Genomic DNA, 19,182 nt, shown 5'->3' with positions numbered 1-19,182 from the left:
GGACACACGTTTTGGGCAGGCTGCCCTTGCAGCCTGCTATGTTTTGATTGTTTTTTACGTGAAAAAGGCGGGTGGAGGAAAGGTTACGTTTTTTTTGCAAAATTTCCTTCTTCATGAAGAAGGACTGCGGAACATGTATGTTCCGCAGATATATGTCTTATACAAGGAATGTATTTCATCTTGTTTATGAGATGTTGCGGGGGCAAAGATAGGGAATAATCTTTATGAATTAAGCCTGTCTACTGTTTTTACGCCCTTTACTGTTTTTATCTTTTTAGTAAGCATGTTTAAAGATGTGGTATCTTTAACCATGACGGTAAAGTTGCCCTGGAATAATCCGTCTACCGAGTCTATGTTGATGGAACGTAATGTAATTCCGCTTTCTTTTCCGATTACGGAAGTTATGTTGCTTACAATTGTTATATCATCCCGTCCGATAACACGGAGGGTAACAATATAGCCATTGTCACCTTTGCCGCTCCATTTTGCGCGTATAATACGGTAACCGAAACGGCTGAACATTTCCTGTGCGTTAGGGCAATCCAGCCGGTGTATCTTGATTCCTTGCGTAGAAACGAAGCCGAATACTTCATCGCCGTAAATAGGGTTGCAACATTTTGCCAGCTTGTATTCGATACCTGTTAAGTTTTTATCGATGACCAGAACGTCTTTACTCGTCGAAATTTCTTCTACCTCTGTTGTTGTGATGAAATCTTCGGCACTGCGTACTTCTATGTGGTCGTTAACCTCTTTCTCTTTGCGTTCCAATTCAAGGTATTCGTCAATCACTTTATTGGGGTCGAGACGTTCTTCCGCAATTTCTATATAGAAATCGGTAACGGTTTTGAATCCTTTCTTTTTAATGTAACGCATCAGTATGGCTTCTTCCACCTCTATTTTCCGGTTCTTAAAGCGTCGCTGAAGCATTTCCTTGGCAAACTCGGCAGCCTTGACAGCTTCTTCGCGTAAAGCCTGTTTTATTTTAACGCGGGCTTTCGAGGTTACAACAAAATTCAGCCAATCTCTCTTCGGGCTTTGTGCAGGTGAGGTAATAACCGATACCGTATCTCCATTATTCAGAACATATTTTATAGGTACGTTTTTGCCGTTAACTTTAGCCGAAACGCATTTGCTGCCTAACTTGGTATGGATGGCAAAGGCAAAATCCAATATTGTGGCACCTTTGGCTAACTTGATAAGTTCGCCGGTCGGTGTAAATACATATATTTCGTCTTTGTATAAATCCATTTTGAAATCTTGCATCAGGTCTAAAGGATTGCTCTCCTTAGCCTCTAATGCGGCACGTACGGTGGTAAGAAACTCGTCTAATCCGTTTTCCGCTTTTATACCTTTATATTTCCAGTGGGCGGCAAGTCCCCGTTCTGCTATTTCGTCCATACGTCTGGTACGTATCTGCACTTCCACCCACTTGTTTTGTGGTCCCATTACCGTGATATGCAGGCTTTCATATCCATTGGTCTTAGGGATGGATATCCAGTCTTTTAATCGGTTGGGGTTGGGTTGGTACATGTCGGTGACAATGGAGTAGACTTGCCAGCATTCCGAACGTTCTTTCTCTAATGGTGTTTCCAGTACGATCCGGATAGCAAAAAGGTCGTATATGCTTTCGAACTCGATCTTTTGTTTTTTCAGCTTGTTGTTGATGGAATGGATAGACTTGGTACGTCCTTTTATATCGAAAGTTAAACCAAGTTCTTCCAGTTTCTTCTTTATAGGTGCGATAAATTGGGCAATATAGGCATCTCGCGAGCGTTTGGTTTCATTTAATTTTTGCTTGATGAAATCATACTGTTTGCGATCTGTATATTTTAAAGAAAGGTCTTCAAGCTCGCTTTTTATTGAATATAAACCTAGCCGGTGGGCTAAAGGAGCATATAGATAGGATGCTTCGGTGGCTAACCGGATGCGGTCATCTTCTTTTAACTGCTTGCCCAAACGCATTAAGCACAAACGATCGGCAATCATAATCAGGATAACCCTTACATCTTCTGCAAAAGAGAAAAGTAAATGATGGAAATTCTCCGAATTGACGGCCGTGTTGCGTGCATATAAATCGGAAGTCTTTAGCAGGCGGCTGATAATAAGTGTAACGTCCGGATCGAAAGTTTGCTCAACATCTTCTAACGTTATGATTTTTTTTAGTACGGGCCGGTATAGCAGTAAAGCGATGACGGGAGTCCTTTTTAACCCGATCTCCTGGGTTACGATCAAGGCGGTATCTATGTTTCTCAATAAACCGTTGATCCCGTTTTTATCTCTGCCGTAACAATCTAATGCAACAACTCGCTGCATAAGACTTTTCATCTTTCGAATATCTTCTCTTTGCAGGAAAGAATAAAGATTGCGTAATAGTAATCTGTACTTTGAGAAAAACGTTTTTTTCTCTTCTTCGGTAAAGAATGATTGTGTATCCATTGTTGTGTTATTTTTACTGCCCACTTGCGGACAGGCCGTAAAACATGTTGTAAAAGTATCTTTTTTATTGGAATATGAATACTAATCTAGCGGTTATTTTATACATTTGCGATATCCGGAGTCTTTTAAAGGCTGTGGATTCATGATGAATTAATCAATTAAATTTATATACTATGTTAAACGCAAAAGACTTGGAACAGTTGTCGGCCAAAGGAATCAGCGAAAAACAGATTGACGGGCAGTTGGCATGTTTTGTGAAAGGGTTCCCTTTTCTGGAAATAGCTGCTTCCGCTTCCGTTGAAAAAGGAATAATGGTAATTTCTCAGGAGCAGCAGGCCGCTTATATGGATGCTTGGGATGCTTATCTGGCAAAGAATAAGAAGATTGTGAAATTTGTTCCTGCTTCCGGTGCGGCAAGCCGTATGTTTAAGAACTTGTATGAGTTTTTGTCTTCCACTTATGATGAGCCTGCCAATGCATTTGAACGCACGTTTTTTTCCGAAATAAATAAGTTCGCATTTTATGATGCATTAAACAACGTTTGCCTTGCCAATGAAGAAAAAGATATTCCGGCATTGATGAAGGAGGGACGTTATAAAGCGATTGTTTCCAATTTGTTGGAACCTAAAGGATTGAATTATGGCCAGCTTCCTAAAGGTTTGCTTCTTTTCCATTCATATCCCGGAAAAGTCCGTACCGCAATGGAAGAACATTTGTCTGAAGGTGCTATGTATGCGAAGAATAATGCCGGTGAAGTAAATATTCATTTTACTGTTTCTCCGGAACACCAAGCTCTGTTTGAACAGTTGGTTGCCTCTAAAAAGGGAGAATATGAAGAGAAATTCTCCGTTAGATATGACATATCTTTCTCTATCCAAAAACCGAGTACCGACACGGTTGCGGCCGATATGGAGAACAATCCGTTCCGTGATAAGAATGGTAAATTATTGTTCCGTCCGGGCGGACATGGTGCATTGATTGAGAATCTGAATGATGTGGAGGCCGATGTTGTATTTATTAAAAACATAGATAATGTAGTTCCGGATAGTTTTAAATGCTCTACTGTCATTTGGAAAAAAGTTATTGCAGGCGTATTGGTTTCTCTGCAGGAAAAGATATTTAATTATCTGAATCTGATTGAAAGCGGTAAATATAACCATAGTCAGATCGAAGAGATGATTCATTTCTTGCAGGACGATTTATGTATTAAGAATCATGATATTAAATTGCTTGAGGATGCAGAACTTGTATTATATATCCGTAGTAAATTGCTACGTCCGTTGCGTGTCTGCGGAATGGTGAAAAATGTAGGCGAACCAGGCGGAGGTCCCTTCCTTGCCGTTAATCCTGACGGAACAGTTTCTTTGCAAGTCCTGGAAAGCTCCCAGATTGATATGACTGATCCTGCTAAAAAAGCAATGTTTGAGAAAGGGACGCATTTTAACCCTGTTGATTTGGTTTGTGCCGTGAAGAACTATAAAGGCGAAAAATATAATTTGCCTGATTATGTGGATAAGAATACCGGTTTTATATCTTATAAAAGTAAAGACGGGCGTGATCTGAAAGCTTTGGAATTGCCCGGTTTATGGAATGGTGCTATGAGCGATTGGAATACAGTTTTTGTAGAAGTGCCTATCGAAACATTTAATCCGGTGAAGACTGTGAACGATTTATTACGCAGAGAACATCAATAAGAATTATCCCGATCTTTTTTGAAAACCATCCCGATGATTTTGTAAAATCATCGGGATGGTTTGTTTTCCGGTTAACGATCTGCTTTCTTCTTGCATAATGACAAAGTGATTTATACTGTTTTTCATAGTAGCCGGGAGATGGTAATAAAACTATATCCCATTGTAAAAAAAGTTATTAAACCTGATTAAGTCTGATTCTTTTCAAAATATAGACTTACCTTTGCCAATGTTTTTTCAAAAAAATGAGTGTAAAACAGTTGTAAAAAGGATATAGACGATGAAAATACGAAGTGTAATTGCATGCTTTCTTTTGTGTTTGCCTCTATTGTCGTGTATACAAAGTGAGGCTCCGAATGCCGAAGCCGATATACTTACTTGTTCGGTGTCGGGCAATGTTCTGAAGGCAGAACCGGAAATAGAGAATGAAAGTATAACTCTCATTGTTAGAAGTGATGCAGATATAACCAAATTATCCCCTGAGTTTACTTTGACCCCTGGTGCAACAATTAGTCCGGCCAGCGGAACGACTTTTGATTTTACGACTCCGCGTACGTATGTTGTAACTTCGGAAGATAGAAACTGGAATAAGACATATGTTGTACGTTGTATAGTTTCGGGAATTAGTACCGATTATCATTTTGAGACGATTACTTTGGAACCTAAAAATGAGCGTTTCCAGATATTCTATGATCTTTCATCAAGTGGTGATGCTGTAAATTGGGGAAGTGCGAATGCCGGTTATGCTTTAACCGGTGTGCCCAAAAGCCCGACGGATTATCCTACCAGCCAGTTTGCGGACGGATATGTTGGCAAATGTGCAAAACTTGTGACATGTAGTACAGGTAGTCTGGGTAGTTTAGTCGGAATGTATATTGCAGCCGGTAATTTATTTATAGGAACATTTGATGCATCGTCTGCATTAACAAATGCATTAAAAGCAACTCGTTTTGGCAGACCTTTTGAACATGTTCCTACCTATTTAAGCGGGTATTATAAGTATAAACCGGGGGAAGAATTTACTTCTAAAGGAAAACCGGTTCCGGGAAAGGAAGACCAGTGTGATATTTATGCCATTTTTTATGAAACGGATGAAAATGTCCGCTACCTGGACGGCACGAATGCACTTACCAGTCCCAATCTGATTTCTGTTGCCCGGATTTCAAATCAGCAGGCAACCGATGAGTGGACTCATTTCTATATTCCTTTTGTGGCACGCCCGGGCAAGGTTGTGGATAAAGAAAAGCTGAAAAACGGAGGCTACCAGCTGGCCGTTGTATTTTCTTCCAGCATACGGGGAGATTACTTTGAAGGGGCCGTAGGCAGTACCCTATATATTGATGAGGTAGAGGTGATTCATTCTGAAAACGAATAAAAGGAAGTATGATGAAAAAACATATATCTGCAATTTGTGTATTGATGCTACTGTTTGCTGCAACGGTAAACGCGCAGGTCGAGAGAAACGAAGGCATTATATGGTCTTCTCTCCGGGGATTAGAATATGAGGTGAAAGCCGGTTTTAACATTGGCGGTACTGCTCCGGTTCCGTTACCTCGTGAAATACGTTCTATAGACGGCTATAAACCTACTCTTTGCCTGTCGGTTGAAGGCAATGTTATAAAATGGTTCGGCGTAGAGAAAAAGTGGGGAATGATTTTGGGACTCCGCGTTGAAAACAAAGGTATGGAAACAAAGGCTACAGTGAAGAATTATAGTATGGAAATCATAGGGACCGGAGGTGAAAAACTGAAAGGAAACTGGACGGGAGGTGTGCAGACTAAAGTACGTAATACCTATTTCAGTATCCCGGTACTTGCTTCTTACAAATTGAATAACAGAATGAGTTTTTCTGCAGGTCCGTATGTTTCTTTCCTGACAAACGGCGACTTCTCCGGGTATGTTTATGATGGTTATTTACGTGAAATTAATCCGACCGGAACAAAAGTTGAGTTTAAAGATGACAACCGTGCTTCGTATGATTTTTCAGATAATCTGAGAACTTTCCAATGTGGGGTACAAGTTGGTACGAAATGGAGAGCATTTAAGCATCTTGATGTTTGTGCCGATCTGACTTGGGGATTGAGTGATATATTCCAGAAAGATTTCGATACGGTAACTTTTGCTATGTATCCTATTTATTTGAATGTAGGATTTGGTTACGCTTTCTGATATTTTCATAACTTTGTACATACCATAGAAAAATATATTATTATGAGTAACAGACGTGATTTTTTGAAGAATGCATCCCTTTTTACTGCTGCAGGACTATTGGCAGGTAAAGCAGGATCTATGTATGCAGCCACTACTCCGGCTCCTGTAGTTGCCGCAAAGAAAAAGATAGGTTTACAAATATATTCCCTTGCCAGAGAATTGTATGAAGACCTTCCTAAACGTTTGAAGGAAGTAAAAGAAATGGGTTATACCGATCTTGAACTTGCCGGATATAATAAAGGGAAAATAGGGGATGTAGACATGATGGAATTTAAAAAGATGGCAGAAGATGCCGGTCTTAAAATCATCAGTTCCCACGTAAATCCTCCTACAAGGGAGTATACAAAAGAAAATATGTCTCAAATCCTGGAGTATTGGAAACCTACTGCCGAAGACCATGTAAAGCTGGGTTGTAAATATCTGATTCAACCTATGATGCCTAAATGTGCATCCCATGAAGATGCCGCATTAATTTGTGATATATTTAATAAAGGCGGAGAAATTGTAAAAGCTGCAGGTCTTCCGTTTGGCTATCATAATCATAATATGGAATTTCAGCGTGTGGTTAAACCCGGGGAACGTAAGGGAGAAGGCTTTTGGGATAGATCGGGCGATGTCATTTATGATTTGTTCCTTGCAGGGACTGATCCTTCTTTGGTATTTTTCGAGATGGATGTTTACTGGACGGTTATGGGACAAAATGATCCGGTGGAATATATGAAGAAATATGCTGACCGCATTAAAGTTCTGCATATTAAAGACCGTGCTGTGCTGGGTCAGAGTGGTATGATGAATTTTGAAATGATTTTTAAGCAAATGTACGCAAATGGTATTCAGGATTATTTTGTTGAACTGGAACACATGCCGGACGGACGTACACAATTTGCCGGGGTGAAAGATTGTGCCGCTTATCTTAAAAAGGCTCCTTTTGTAAAATGATATATTAAAAATAAAACTGAAACAGGCTGCCTCGAAAAGAGGCAGCCTGTTTCAGTTTGTAGGATATAGAGATTGTATTCTTAGTTTCAACAAGCATTATCCACAATCTGCAAATAAAAATGGGCTGCGTATATCTGTCGTAGTACTTTTGTTATGTGAATCGATAATTAGTATTTGTCTTACAGGAATGAATATTACATTATAACCTATCAGCTATAAAGAATTTTATTGATTACTATTAGTTAAATTGGAAATTAGACAGCGCGTAATACCGTTTGGTTCGAGAGGATAGGACGGTATTCTTTTTATGTTTACGCTAAGGATTAATTAATTCTAGATTTATCGTGGAGCATATCGGACTCGAACCGATCACCTTTAGACTGCCAGTCTAACGCTCTAGCCAGATGAGCTAATGCCCCGGTTATCATTTTCTGAGTGCAAATATAGATGTTTTCCTGATATATCCGTTATCTTTGTGTGATAAATTTAATAGATAAATGATTGTTTATAATACAACTTTTCATATTGAGAGGGATATTCACGAAGAAGGTCTGAAGTATCTTAAGGAAAATTATATTCCGAAGGCTACGGCTAGTGGATTTCTGCAAGCTCCAAGTTTGCGTCGTATTATGCAGACTGCCGAAGATGAAGGGTTTAGTTATTCGGTGCAATTCTTTGTGAAGAATATCGATACATTAAACTATTGGTTGGAAAAGGAAGGACGTGGGCTCCATACGGCGTTGGTCAATCGGTTCGGTCATAAAATTGCAGGTTTTAGTACATTGCTGGAAGATATAGATTGGGAAAGATGACGAAAGACCGCATTATATTAGGTATAGACCCCGGTACTATTGTTATGGGATACGGCGTATTGAAAATTGAAGGTAATAAGCCAAGCATGGAGGCGATGGGTGTTTTGCAATTGGATAAATTTGAAGACCATTATCTTCGTCTTCGTAAAATATTCGAGCGTGTTCTCGGATTGATAGATCAATATCATCCGGATGAGTTGGCCATCGAGGCGCCTTTCTTTGGTAAGAACGTACAGAGCATGCTGAAGCTCGGACGTGCCCAGGGAGTCGCAATGGCTGCTGCCCTGGAACGGGACATTCCTATCTTTGAGTATGCACCCCTGAAGATAAAGATGTCTATTACAGGCAATGGTAATGCAGCAAAAGAACAAGTAGCCGGTATGTTGCAACGCTTTTTGCATATTCCTCAGGAATCGATGCTTCCGCAGATGGATGCAACAGACGGATTGGCGGCGGCCGTTTGTCATTATTTCCAGACCAACAGGCCGGCCCAGGAGAAGAAATATACGGGTTGGAAAGATTTCATTGCAAAGAACCCCGGTAAAGTAAGAGATTGATGTAGATAGAATGACTAATGTAAATAAAATGAACTTAAATCTGTGTTAATGAAAAAGCTTAAAGAACTAGTTGTGTTGGTTGTCTTGTTTGGGACAACAATTCTCAGTTGCGATTCTCCGCACAAAACAGTTACCATGGAATCTCTTTTGGACGAGATGGTTTCCATGGAAGAATTATCGCTTTATCCTGATCCGTATTATACCTGTAGTCAGGTAAGCAGTTATGACCGGCGTTCCGTATCTCCTTCCGATTCTGGGTGGTTTGCCAATAACGACGGCTTCGGTATAGAACGGACTGATACGATAGAGGGACGAATCGAAAAGGTTATGTTTGACGAAAAAGGTCCTGGAGTAATCACCCGTATCTGGATTACAACGTTGAATAAACGCGGGACTTGGCGCTTTTACTTTGATGGAGCAACAGAGCCCGGATGGATTATCCCGGCCTATGACCTAATGCAAATCAATATCCCAGACGTTGTTCCCGGCCTGGTTCAGGCACATACCAGTTATGAACCCGAAGGAAAGGGTGGAAACACATCCTTTTTGCCAATCCCATATTCCGAAAGTTGTAAGATAACATTTGAAGATGAGCGGGGTGTAGATCCTACTCCTAAATATTACGGTATTAACTACCGAACCTATCCGGCAGGAACGAAGGTGGAAACCTTTTCGGCCGAAGTGTTGCAACGGGTAGCCGATAAGATTGCGGAAGTAAACAAACATCTTCAGAATCCGGTTGCTCAAAAAGGAACTATACTGAAAGAACAGAAACGCTTGTCGGCTTCCGATGCTATCAGTATTGCTCTTCCGCAAGGAGAGAATGCAATTTACGATGTGACTTTTACGATCGGAATAGAAGATACGGCACAGTTTGCCCAACTCATGCGTGAAGTTATCTTCAGTGCCGAGTTTGATGGAAAGCAAACCGTTTGGGTTCCTTTGAGCGACTTTTCAGGTGGCGGCATGGGCGCTCCTGCTGTCGATTGCTGGTATTTATATTCTGATGGAAAAGGAAAGATCGTGAGCCGCTGGCTGATGCCGTATAAAGAAAACGAAACGTTGAAACTACAAAATATCTCTTCCTCAGATGTAGATGCTAAGATGGAAGTAAACATCCTGCCACTGGCTTGGGACAAAGATCGTTCGTTGTACTTCCATGCTTCATGGCGGCAAGACACCGGAATCTATATTCATAATAATCCTGACGAGGCTGCCAAGTGTGCTGACTGGAATTTTGCCACGATTCAAGGCAAGGGCGTATATAAAGGTGACCTGCTCTCTCTATTTAACCATGCGCCCCGCTGGTACGGCGAAGGCGATGAAAAGATATGGGTAGATAACGATACATTCCCTTCTCACTTTGGTACAGGAACGGAAGACTATTACAACAGCTCCTGGGCTCCGGTTTATCCTTTTTATACGCCATTTGGTGGTGCACCTAGGGCTGATCTGACCAGTTCGCATGCCTACAATGCTTTTTTGCGTACCCGCAATCTGGATGGTATACCGTTTAAGGAGAAGTTCAGGTTTGATATAGAGATGCTGGGTTGGGACAGCGGCTATGTAGACTATGCCACTACCATTTACTGGTATGGCGATTATAATGCCCGGGCGCAAAGTACTTCCGGCGAAGAGCAAGCAAAGCGCATTTTACCTTCCCCCGTAACAGAATAAGATACTGTTCTTTTCAGAATCCAAAGCCGCCGTGATCTTCTTTTACGGCGGCTTTCTCTTTTCCTTTTATATAAAGAAAGGTATCGAAAACAAAGCTACCGACAGAGTAACCTTCCCTGCCGATAGCTTTTATAAAAGTGTGTTTATACGATTCTCTATACCACGCCTTGTGCCATCATAGCCTTGGCTACCTTCATGAAGCCTGCAATGTTTGCTCCTTTTACGTAATTGATATATTTTCCGTCTTTACCGTGGGCTACACATTGATTATGGATATCACTCATTATCTGGTGCAAACGTGCGTCTACTTCGGCCGCTGTCCAGGAGATATGCATTGCGTTTTGCGTCATTTCCAAGCCCGAAGTGGCAACACCTCCGGCGTTAACCGCCTTGCCGGGAGCAAAGAGTTGTTTATGTTCAATGAACAAATCTACAGCATCGGCAGTACATCCCATGTTGGAAACTTCGGCAACGCAAAGTGTCTTGTTGGCAATTAACTTGCGTGCATCTTCGGCATCCAGTTCATTCTGGGTAGCGCAAGGTAGTGCAATGTCAACTTTCTGTTCCCAGGGCTTTTTACCCGGATAGAATGTAGAACCGGGGAATTGCTCTGCATATGGAGCTACAATGTCATTCCCGGAATTACGAAGTTCGAGCATATATTCGATCTTTTCACCCGAGATGCCTGCAGGGTCGTATATATATCCGTCAGGACCAGATATGGTTACCACTTTACCTCCCAGTTCGGTAGCTTTAGTTGCAGCACCCCATGCCACATTTCCAAAACCGGAAATGGCAATAGTTTTTCCTTTTATATCTATTCCATGTGTTTCTAACATCTGATGAACGAAGTATAAGGCTCCAAAGCCGGTTGCTTCCGGGCGGAGTATAGAGCCTCCGAATTCCATGCCTTTACCTGTAAATGTTCCGGTGTTTTCGCGTGCCAGCTTTTTGTACATGCCGTACATGTAGCCTACCTCGCGTCCGCCTACACCTATATCTCCGGCAGGAACATCGCGGTCGGGTCCCAGGTTGCGCCATAATTCCAAAATGAACGCCTGGCAGAAGCGCATGATTTCTGCGTCACTCTTACCTCTTGGTGCGAAATCTGAACCTCCTTTGCCACCACCCATAGGAAGTGTGGTCAATGCATTCTTAAATGTTTGTTCGAATCCTAAGAATTTAAGGATGGACAAATTTACAGACGGATGAAAACGAATACCTCCTTTATACGGGCCGATGGCGTTGTTGAATTGCACGCGATAACCTAAGTTTACCTGTATTTCGCCCTTATCGTCTACCCAGGGTACACGGAAGGTAAAGATACGGTCGGGTTCAACTAGTCTTTCAATGATTTTAGCCTTTTCAAATTCAGGGTGCTGGTTGTAGACTTCTTCGATGGACAGAAGAACTTCTTTTACTGCTTGTAAATACTCTTTTTCTCCCGGATGCTTTGCTTCCAGTGCCGATAAGATTAATTCAGTCTTCATAGTATATATCTCTTTTAAGATTACATTCTGTATGCAAATGTAAAGAATGCTCCGGAATGACAATGCGTTTTTAATGACTTTTTGATAGTGATTTATATGTTATTGGTGCATGTTTTTGAGTGGATACGGGTAAATGTCGGTTTGTATGGGTTGTGTGCGCTGACATTTTATCAGTAGGATTCTTTTGAAAGAATATGTGGGGCTGATTTGTTTTATCGGGTCAAAACTTTTATTTTCCGTATGGTAACACTATATTCTTGTCCTGATGAAAAAAGACAAAGCATTGTATCTTTTTTTCGTCAGGCATGCTATTCGGGCACAATATTCGGTATGTTTACGGATTTTTCTTTACTTTTGGCTGCATATAATTCTTACAGTATTAAGATATGAGCGGTATACCGGACTTTAAAGATCTTGTGTTTAAAGACACATCTTTTGCTAATCTGATGAATAAGCGTATATATAACGTATTGCTTATTGCTACTAAATATGATGCCTTTATGCTGGAGGATGATGGGCGGGTTGACGAACAAATATTCAATGAATATACTTCGTTGAGTTTACGCTATCCTCCCCGTTTTACTCAGGTAACTACGGAAGCCGAAGCTCTGGCCGAGTTAAGTAATCGTAACTTCGAGTTGATTATCTGTATGCCTAATATGGATAATCGCGATATATTTGCTGCAGCAAAAGAGATAAAAATCCATTATCCTAATATTCCGATCGTAGTTCTTACTCCTTTTTCGAAAGAAGTATCCAAACGCATGGCACAAGAAGACTTGAGAGCGATAGACTATGTGTTTAGCTGGTTGGGTAATTCGGAATTACTTCTTGCAATTATTAAATTGATAGAGGATAAGATGAATGCTCCTGATGATACGGCAGTTGGTGTGCAGATCATCATGTTGGTTGAAGATTCGGTTCGTTTTTATTCGTCTGCGTTGCCTCACTTATATAAGTTTGTATTGGAACAGAGCCAAATGTTTGCCAAAGAAGCTCTGAATGGACACCAACGTACGTTGCGTATGCGTGGCCGTCCTAAAATAAAACTGGCACGTACGTATGAAGAGGCCGTGCGTATATTTAACCAATACCGGGATAATATATTAGGTATCATATCGGATATGAGCTTTATGCACGACGGGGTAAAAGACCCGTATGCCGGTTACAAATTTGGCCAGTATGTAAGAAAAACAGGAATGATTATTCCTTTTGTTCTTGAATCGTCCGAGGCAAGTAATTCTGTGTATGCCAGGGAACTGGGGGCTTCTTTTATCGACAAAAATTCAAAGAGCTATCCGCAGGATTTGAGAAAGAAGATTATGCAGCGCTTCGGTTTTGGCGACTTTGTTATTCTCGATCCCCAAACGAAGGAAGAGATCATGCGTATCACCGACCTGAAAGATTTGCAGCGTAAGGTATTCCAGATACCTGATGATTCATTGGTTTATCATCTTTCGCGTAATCATTTCTCCCGTTTCTTCTATTCAAGGGCTATGTTTCCGCCTGCTGAGGTATTGAAGCATGTAGACGTGAGTGATTATAAAGATATGGACGAAGCTCGCAAGTTGATATTCGACTTGATTGTGCAGTATCGTCGCATGAAGAACTCCGGTGTTGTGGCTATCTATCAGAAAGACCGTTTTGATGAGTATAGTAATTTTGCCCGTATCGGTGACGGTTCGCTGGGAGGAAAGGGTAGAGGACTGGCTTTTATTGGGGCTATGGTGAAGCGTTATCCTAAATTAGAGTATGAAAACTTTTTTGTGACGATTCCGAAAACGGTTGTCATCTGTACCGACATCTTCGACGAGTTTATGGAGACAAACGAATTGTATCCGGTAGCTCTTAGTGATGTTGACGACGAAACAATTTTAAAATATTTCCTTCGTGCCAGCCTGCCTTCACGCCTGATAGAAGACCTGATGGCTTTTTACGACGTGGTAAAAGGACCTATTGCCGTCCGTTCATCCAGCCTGTTAGAAGATTCTCACTATCAACCGTTCGCCGGTATTTATTCTACTTACATGGTTCCGAAGGTAGAAGATCAGTATGAGATGTTGCGTACGTTAAGTGATGCAATAAAGGCTGTTTATGCTTCCGTATTCTATCGTGACAGTAAAGCGTATATGACTGCAACATCCAATCTGATAGATCAGGAGAAGATGGCTATTGTATTGCAAGAGGTTGTTGGCAGCCGGTATAATGACCGCTTCTATCCGACTCTTTCAGGTGTAGCCCGTTCGCTAAACTTCTATCCGATAGGTAATGAGAAGGCCGAGGACGGTATAGCTAACGTGGCGCTAGGCTTGGGGAAATATATTGTAGACGGAGGAATAACGTTGCGTTTTTCTCCGCGCCATCCGCACAATATCTTACAGATGAGTACGATGGATTTTGCATTGCGTGAGACGCAGACTCGTTTTTATGCACTCGACTTAAAGAATCTGGCGGAGAATTTTTCAGTAGACGATGCTTTCAATCTTTTGAAACTGAGCTTGAAAGAAGCCGACGCAGACGGTGCCTTAAAATACATTGTCTCTACATATGATCCGTACGATCAGATTATCCGTGACGGATATTATCCGGGAGGCCGTAAGATCGTATCATTTGTGAATATACTTCAGCATGATGTATTTCCCCTGGCTGAAACGCTTGATAAGTTGTTGCATATCGGACAAGATGAAATGGGTCGCCCTATAGAGATTGAATTTGCCGTTAATATTGATCTGAACGATAGTAGCAGGGCTACTTTCTACCTGTTACAGGTTCGTCCTATTGTGGATAATAAGGAAATTATGGATGAGGATCTTACGGTTGTAAACAATGGAGATACGATTTTGTCATCTACAAGTGTTTTGGGACATGGCATTGTGAATGATGTACAAGATATAATTTATGTGAAGACAGGAGCATTTAATTCGTCGAATAATCAGTTAATTGCTTATGAAATAGAAAAAATGAACCGTCAGTTCGCAGAACAGGAAAAGAATTATGTCCTGGTTGGACCGGGGCGTTGGGGCAGTAGTGATTCATGGTTGGGAATTCCGGTAAAGTGGCCTCATATCAGTAATGCCCGTGTCATTGTAGAATGCGGGCTTGAAAATTACCGGATCGATCCGAGTCAGGGAACCCATTTCTTCCAGAACCTGACTTCATTTGGTGTTGGTTATTTTACAATCAATCCATTCAAAGGTGACGGATGGTTTGACGAAGACTTCCTCAATGCTCAACCGGCGGTTGAGGAGACTGAGTACCTTCGCCATGTATGCTTTGATAATCCTATAGTCATAAAGATGGATGGTAAGAAAAGTCTGGGAGTAGTGATGAAACCGTAAGGATCTTGGAAACCGGCTTATTTGCCGGTTATCCATTTTTCTGCTTTTTCCAGAGTATCCGGCTTACCTACATCTAACAGACGAAGATTTTCCATTTCATATGCGTGGATGTTTGTTTTGGCACAGATTGACAGATAAAAGTTGATGATTGAAAACTTGCCTGTCCATTCTTCCATCCATTCAAATATCTGGGGAGACACAACATGAACACCACTGAATGCATATTCATTATACTGCTTCGGGTCAAAGTCAGGATAATAAGATTTTACTTCTCCCGTATCATGATTACGCCATCCGCAAAGCTTGTTTTCCTTATTAAAAAGAAGATATCGGGAAGTATTTCTTTTGCTTACCAATAATGTTGCTAAAGGATTAGTTTCTAGGTGTTTGTTGTATAAATGGCGTAAATCGACATTAGATAATATATCTACATTATGGATTAAGAACGGTTCGTTTCCTTGCAAGAAGCGGGCAGCTTTTTTTATTCCTCCGCCAGTATCGAGCAGATAATCGCGTTCATCGGATATATTTATCCGGATGCCAAAGTTATTGTTGGCTTCCAGAAAGTCCAGTATCTGTTGTCCGTGATGGTGGATATTAATAACGATTTGATGAAACCCGGCATCTTTTAGCTTCAGTATCACATGTTCCAACATAGGCTTTCCTCCGATGGGGAGTAGAGCTTTTGGGGTAGTATCTGTCAATGGTTTGAGCCTTGTACCCAAACCGGCAGCAAAAATCATTGCTTTCATATTGTTGCGTCAAAGATTTGTTCAATATTCTGTTCTCTGTGTGTAAGATGTATTTTTACTCCGAATTTGGAACTGAGATGTTCGGCCAAATGTTGTGCTGAATATACTGAGCGGTGTTGTCCTCCGGTACATCCGAAACATACCATCAGGTTGGTGAATCCCCGGTCTAAGTAGCGTTTTACGGAAGCGTCCACCATTGTATATGCGTGTTCAAGAAATTCAGTAATTTCTCCATCGTTTTCCAGAAAGTTGATTACTGGCTCGTCCAATCCTGTAAAATGGTTGTAACGTTCATATTTCCCAGGGTTATTAATGGCGCGGCAATCAAATACAAAACCTCCACCATTGCCGGTTGGATCATTCGGTATTCCTTTTTTATAGGCAAAACTTACAATTTTTACTTCAAGTGTGCGTTTCTGCAAATCATCGGAGAACTGTTTCAAGTTGGTTAGTTCTCTTAATATGGAGCTGAGGTATGGATATTCGGGATAATCTTCGCGTAACAGTTGACGCAGGTTATCGATAGCAAACGGTACACTCTGGATGAAATGAGGTTTCTTTTCAAAATAACCTCTAAAACCGTATGCTCCCAGTACTTGTAGTGTACGGAAAAGGACAAAATGCCGTAGCTGACTGAAGAAGTACTTTTCGTCTACGGGAATGTATTTGCGTAAAGCTTGTATGTAATCGTTCAGCAGTTCATTTCTCAGGTCTTCCGGAAATTTGGCTTTTGCCTGCCATAGGAAAGAAGCTACGTCATAATAAACGGGCCCTTTGCGTCCACCTTGGAAGTCGATAAACCAAGGTTCTCCCTCTTTTATCATAACATTACGAGACTGAAAATCCCGGTACATAAAGGTTGCAGAAGAACTTCGAAGTAATACGTCACTCATTTTTAAGAAATCGTCTTCCAGCCGGTCTTCCTGAAATTCCATTCCGGTAGCTTTCAGAAAACAATATTTGAAATAATTCAGATCCCAAAGAATGGAACGCTTGTTGAATTCCGGTTGAGGGTAACATTTTGAGAAGTCGAATCCTTCAGCTCCTGCAAATTGAATGGAGGGTAATATCGTAATTGTTTTTCTTAATAAACTACGTTCACATTCGTCGAATACACTGCTTTTTCTCCCTTTTTCAATGGCATTGAACAATAAAGTGTCTCCTAAATCTTCTTGAAGATAATAGGTTTTGTTTTCTGACCAGCAGCATACATCAGGAACAGGCAATCCTTTTTTTCGGAAATGATCGGCCATGTATATGAACGAACTATTTTCTTCTTGTGATGTTCCGCTTACTCCAATTAGAGTTTTAATTCCTGTTAGTCTGAAATATCGGCGGTTAGAACCGGAAGAAGGTAATTCTGTAATCTCATTTGCTTCATGTCCGGTATAAGTGTAGTAGAGTCTTTTTAGTGCTTCTGTTACCATATCTCTTAAATTATGGCACTAAGGTACTATTTAATTGAGAACTGGGAATTGAAAATCGGAAATTTCTATTTGCGTGGGACTTCAAACCTGCTTTTTCTAACTCGAACAAGAAAGGGACTGACTAACTTTTATCGTTAGCCAGTCCCCTATATAATCATTAATCTTTTGATATTACAGGATTCCTTGTGCCATCATAGCTTTGGCAACTTTCATGAATCCTCCTACGTTTGCACCCTTTACATAGTTTGTGTAACCATCTTGTTGAGTGCCATATCTTACGCATTGTTCGTGGATGTCGTGCATAATCTGTTTTAGCTTAGCATCTACTTCTTCGCTTGTCCAACTCAGTTTCATGGCATTCTGTGTCATTTCCAAACCTGATACAGATACACCACCAGCATTAGCTGCTTTACCCGGAGCATACAGAATCTTAGCTTCCAGGAAGGCATCGATTGCTTCCGGGGTAGAAGGCATGTTTGCTCCTTCCGATACAGCAAAACAACCATTGGCTAAGAGAGCTTTTGCATCATCGCCATTTAATTCGTTCTGAGTTGCACTTGGCATAGCAATATCGCATTTTTCATTCCAAGGGCGACCTCCCTGTACATATTTACATCCGTATTTTTCGGCGTATTCACGTATACGGCCGCGATACAGGTTCTTTAATTCCATGATATAATCCAGTTTTTCACGGTCTATACCATCCGGGTCGTATATATAACCGTCAGAATCGGACATGGTAACGGGTTTTGCACCTAACTCGATCAATTTTTCTACCGTGTATTGAGCAACATTACCTGAACCAGACACAGTAACGACCTTACCTTTGATATCAATGTTTTTAGTTTTCAACATTTCCAGTAAGAAGTAAACATTTCCATAGCCGGTTGCTTCCGGACGAATCAGTGAACCACCGAATTCACGTCCTTTACCTGTGAATGTTCCGGTATTTTCGTGGGCCAGTTTCTTATACATACCATACATGTAAGCAACTTCGCGTCCGCCTACGCCAATATCACCGGCAGGTACGTCTGTGTCCGGACCAATATGGCGCCATAATTCTAAAACGAATGCCTGGCAGAAACGCATGATTTCAGCATTTGATTTGCCTCTCGGGCTGAAATCCGAACCACCTTTACCTCCACCCATAGGAAGTGTAGTAAGTGAGTTCTTGAATGTTTGTTCGAAAGCTAGGAACTTAAGAATAGACTGGTTAACAGAAGCGTGGAAGCGAATACCTCCTTTATATGGGCCGATAGCGTTATTATGCTGGATACGGTAACCCATATTTGTCTGAATTTGTCCCTTGTCATCCATCCATGTTACACGGAATGAGAAGATACGATCAGGAATGCAAAGACGTTCAATCAAATTGCTTTTCTCAAATTCAGGATGTTCGTTATAAGCTTCTTCGATTGTTCCTAATACTTCTGAAACTGCTTGATGATATTCCGGTTCATTCGGAAATCTTCTTTTCAGGTTGTCTAAAACTTCACTTGCCTTCATAAGACTGATTTTTATTTTGAATGTTATACCAATGTTATCCCATCATTGTTGTATTTACAACGACGCAAAGGTAAGTCAAATTTTGATACTGGCAAATATTTGAAAGAAAAAATACTAAAAAAATATCATTTAGATATTTTGGAGGCGTAAAACTGACTAAATGTTATTCGTTTCTGCGCTTTACGTTTTTATAGATAGGAACAAATACTATGATAGCGGATGCTACTAATGTGAATATGATATCAAAGTTTATTGTTTTGCTGTATGCAAGTAATATATAACATAAAACTCCCCATAAGAGTGTTATGCATACAATCTGACTATTTGTGATCTTTCTGCGAGCCAT

Annotated in this window: 14 protein-coding genes and 1 tRNA gene; 8 read left to right on the top strand and 7 right to left on the bottom strand. The window is 40.9% G+C overall.

The features are described from left to right. Window positions 1-222: 222 nt before the first annotated feature. The gene (locus tag ACYIB7_RS12020; RefSeq protein WP_103984307.1) at window positions 223-2,436 is read right to left on the bottom strand and encodes a RelA/SpoT family protein; all 2,214 of its coding nucleotides are present in this window, start codon (window positions 2,434-2,436) and stop codon (window positions 223-225) included. A gap of 173 nt (window positions 2,437-2,609) precedes the next feature. On the opposite strand from ACYIB7_RS12020, the gene ACYIB7_RS12015 reads away from it, so the two are divergent. The 4 genes from ACYIB7_RS12015 (at window position 2,610) to ACYIB7_RS12000 (ending at window position 7,277) form a co-directional block, all read left to right on the top strand. Continuing rightward, on the top strand, window positions 2,610-4,130 hold the full coding sequence (locus ACYIB7_RS12015; RefSeq protein WP_103984306.1) for a DUF4301 family protein: 1,521 nt from the start codon (window positions 2,610-2,612) through the stop codon (window positions 4,128-4,130). Window positions 4,131-4,407: 277 nt separating this feature from the next. Then, window positions 4,408-5,502, top strand: a complete 1,095-nt coding sequence (locus ACYIB7_RS12010) for a PCMD domain-containing protein (RefSeq protein WP_480337191.1) — start codon at window positions 4,408-4,410, stop codon at window positions 5,500-5,502. Window positions 5,503-5,513: 11 nt separating this feature from the next. After that, window positions 5,514-6,296: a porin family protein gene (locus ACYIB7_RS12005; RefSeq protein ID WP_099464837.1), complete on the top strand. Its 783-nt coding sequence runs from the start codon at window positions 5,514-5,516 to the stop codon at window positions 6,294-6,296. 42 nt (window positions 6,297-6,338) lie between these two features. Beyond that, window positions 6,339-7,277, top strand: coding sequence for a sugar phosphate isomerase/epimerase family protein (locus ACYIB7_RS12000; RefSeq protein ID WP_103984304.1), 939 nt, complete (start codon window positions 6,339-6,341; stop codon window positions 7,275-7,277). 345 nt (window positions 7,278-7,622) lie between these two features. Here the strand turns inward: ACYIB7_RS12000 and ACYIB7_RS11995 are convergent. Beyond that, window positions 7,623-7,696: transfer RNA gene (locus ACYIB7_RS11995), tRNA-Ala, on the bottom strand. A gap of 78 nt (window positions 7,697-7,774) precedes the next feature. On the opposite strand from ACYIB7_RS11995, the gene ACYIB7_RS11990 reads away from it, so the two are divergent. Genes ACYIB7_RS11990 through ACYIB7_RS11980 form a run of 3 tightly spaced genes read left to right on the top strand, consistent with a single transcriptional unit; the run spans window position 7,775 to window position 10,323 of the window. After that, entirely contained in the window at window positions 7,775-8,089 is a 315-nt protein-coding gene (locus tag ACYIB7_RS11990; RefSeq protein WP_103984303.1) for a DUF4286 family protein, read from the top strand. Then, entirely contained in the window at window positions 8,086-8,646 is a 561-nt protein-coding gene (gene ruvC, locus ACYIB7_RS11985) for a crossover junction endodeoxyribonuclease RuvC (RefSeq protein WP_099464194.1), read from the top strand. The genes ACYIB7_RS11990 and ruvC overlap by 4 nt, the downstream gene beginning before the upstream one ends. A 48-nt stretch (window positions 8,647-8,694) precedes the next feature. After that, on the top strand, window positions 8,695-10,323 hold the full coding sequence (locus tag ACYIB7_RS11980) for a glycoside hydrolase family 172 protein (protein WP_480337188.1): 1,629 nt from the start codon (window positions 8,695-8,697) through the stop codon (window positions 10,321-10,323). Window positions 10,324-10,478: 155 nt separating this feature from the next. On the opposite strand, the gene gdhA is transcribed toward ACYIB7_RS11980, so the two are convergent. Further along, window positions 10,479-11,813 carry an NADP-specific glutamate dehydrogenase gene (gene gdhA / locus ACYIB7_RS11975; RefSeq protein WP_103984301.1) on the bottom strand — a complete coding sequence of 445 codons (1,335 nt, stop codon included), beginning with the start codon at window positions 11,811-11,813 and terminating at the stop codon, window positions 10,479-10,481. A 386-nt stretch (window positions 11,814-12,199) separates the two neighbouring features. Here gdhA and ACYIB7_RS11970 point away from each other — a divergent pair, with 386 nt between their 5' ends. Continuing rightward, on the top strand, window positions 12,200-15,151 hold the full coding sequence (locus ACYIB7_RS11970) for a PEP/pyruvate-binding domain-containing protein (RefSeq protein ID WP_480337186.1): 2,952 nt from the start codon (window positions 12,200-12,202) through the stop codon (window positions 15,149-15,151). A 17-nt stretch (window positions 15,152-15,168) separates the two neighbouring features. Here the strand turns inward: ACYIB7_RS11970 and ACYIB7_RS11965 are convergent, their stop codons facing one another. From ACYIB7_RS11965 to ACYIB7_RS11950, 4 genes are all read right to left on the bottom strand, one after another. Further along, on the bottom strand, window positions 15,169-15,903 hold the full coding sequence (locus ACYIB7_RS11965) for a nucleotidyltransferase family protein (RefSeq protein ID WP_480337185.1): 735 nt from the start codon (window positions 15,901-15,903) through the stop codon (window positions 15,169-15,171). Then, window positions 15,900-17,330 (bottom strand): RapZ C-terminal domain-containing protein, encoded by a 1,431-nt coding sequence (locus ACYIB7_RS11960; RefSeq protein WP_480337183.1) that lies wholly within the window; start codon window positions 17,328-17,330, stop codon window positions 15,900-15,902. Before ACYIB7_RS11960 ends, ACYIB7_RS11965 begins: the two co-directional genes overlap by 4 nt. A 171-nt stretch (window positions 17,331-17,501) precedes the next feature. Next, a complete protein-coding gene (locus tag ACYIB7_RS11955) occupies window positions 17,502-18,836 on the bottom strand; it encodes an NADP-specific glutamate dehydrogenase (protein ID WP_103984296.1) in 1,335 nt (444 codons plus the stop codon). Window positions 18,837-18,999: 163 nt separating this feature from the next. Further along, window positions 19,000-19,182, bottom strand: coding sequence for a hypothetical protein (locus ACYIB7_RS11950; protein WP_103984295.1), 183 nt, complete (start codon window positions 19,180-19,182; stop codon window positions 19,000-19,002).

Source organism: Parabacteroides sp. KHUB-03 (assembly GCF_056640975.1).
This window is presented reverse-complemented; position numbering and strand designations above follow the sequence as displayed.

Excerpts from the sequence above, each read along its gene's own strand:
- ACYIB7_RS11990 (WP_103984303.1), top strand. The coding sequence starts at position 7,775 with ATGATTGTTTATAATACAACTTTTCATATTGAGAGGGATATTCACGAA.
- ACYIB7_RS11960 (WP_480337183.1), bottom strand. The coding sequence starts at position 17,330 with ATGGTAACAGAAGCACTAAAAAGACTCTACTACACTTATACCGGACAT.
- ACYIB7_RS12020 (WP_103984307.1), bottom strand. The coding sequence starts at position 2,436 with ATGGATACACAATCATTCTTTACCGAAGAAGAGAAAAAAACGTTTTTC.
- ACYIB7_RS12015 (WP_103984306.1), top strand. The coding sequence starts at position 2,610 with ATGTTAAACGCAAAAGACTTGGAACAGTTGTCGGCCAAAGGAATCAGC.
- gdhA (WP_103984301.1), bottom strand. The coding sequence starts at position 11,813 with ATGAAGACTGAATTAATCTTATCGGCACTGGAAGCAAAGCATCCGGGA.
- ACYIB7_RS12000 (WP_103984304.1), top strand. The coding sequence starts at position 6,339 with ATGAGTAACAGACGTGATTTTTTGAAGAATGCATCCCTTTTTACTGCT.
- ACYIB7_RS12010 (WP_480337191.1), top strand. The coding sequence starts at position 4,408 with ATGAAAATACGAAGTGTAATTGCATGCTTTCTTTTGTGTTTGCCTCTA.
- ACYIB7_RS11965 (WP_480337185.1), bottom strand. The coding sequence starts at position 15,903 with ATGAAAGCAATGATTTTTGCTGCCGGTTTGGGTACAAGGCTCAAACCA.
- ACYIB7_RS11970 (WP_480337186.1), top strand. The coding sequence starts at position 12,200 with ATGAGCGGTATACCGGACTTTAAAGATCTTGTGTTTAAAGACACATCT.
- ACYIB7_RS11980 (WP_480337188.1), top strand. The coding sequence starts at position 8,695 with ATGAAAAAGCTTAAAGAACTAGTTGTGTTGGTTGTCTTGTTTGGGACA.
- ruvC (WP_099464194.1), top strand. The coding sequence starts at position 8,086 with ATGACGAAAGACCGCATTATATTAGGTATAGACCCCGGTACTATTGTT.
- ACYIB7_RS11955 (WP_103984296.1), bottom strand. The coding sequence starts at position 18,836 with ATGAAGGCAAGTGAAGTTTTAGACAACCTGAAAAGAAGATTTCCGAAT.
- ACYIB7_RS11950 (WP_103984295.1), bottom strand. The coding sequence starts at position 19,182 with ATGGCTCGCAGAAAGATCACAAATAGTCAGATTGTATGCATAACACTC.
- ACYIB7_RS12005 (WP_099464837.1), top strand. The coding sequence starts at position 5,514 with ATGAAAAAACATATATCTGCAATTTGTGTATTGATGCTACTGTTTGCT.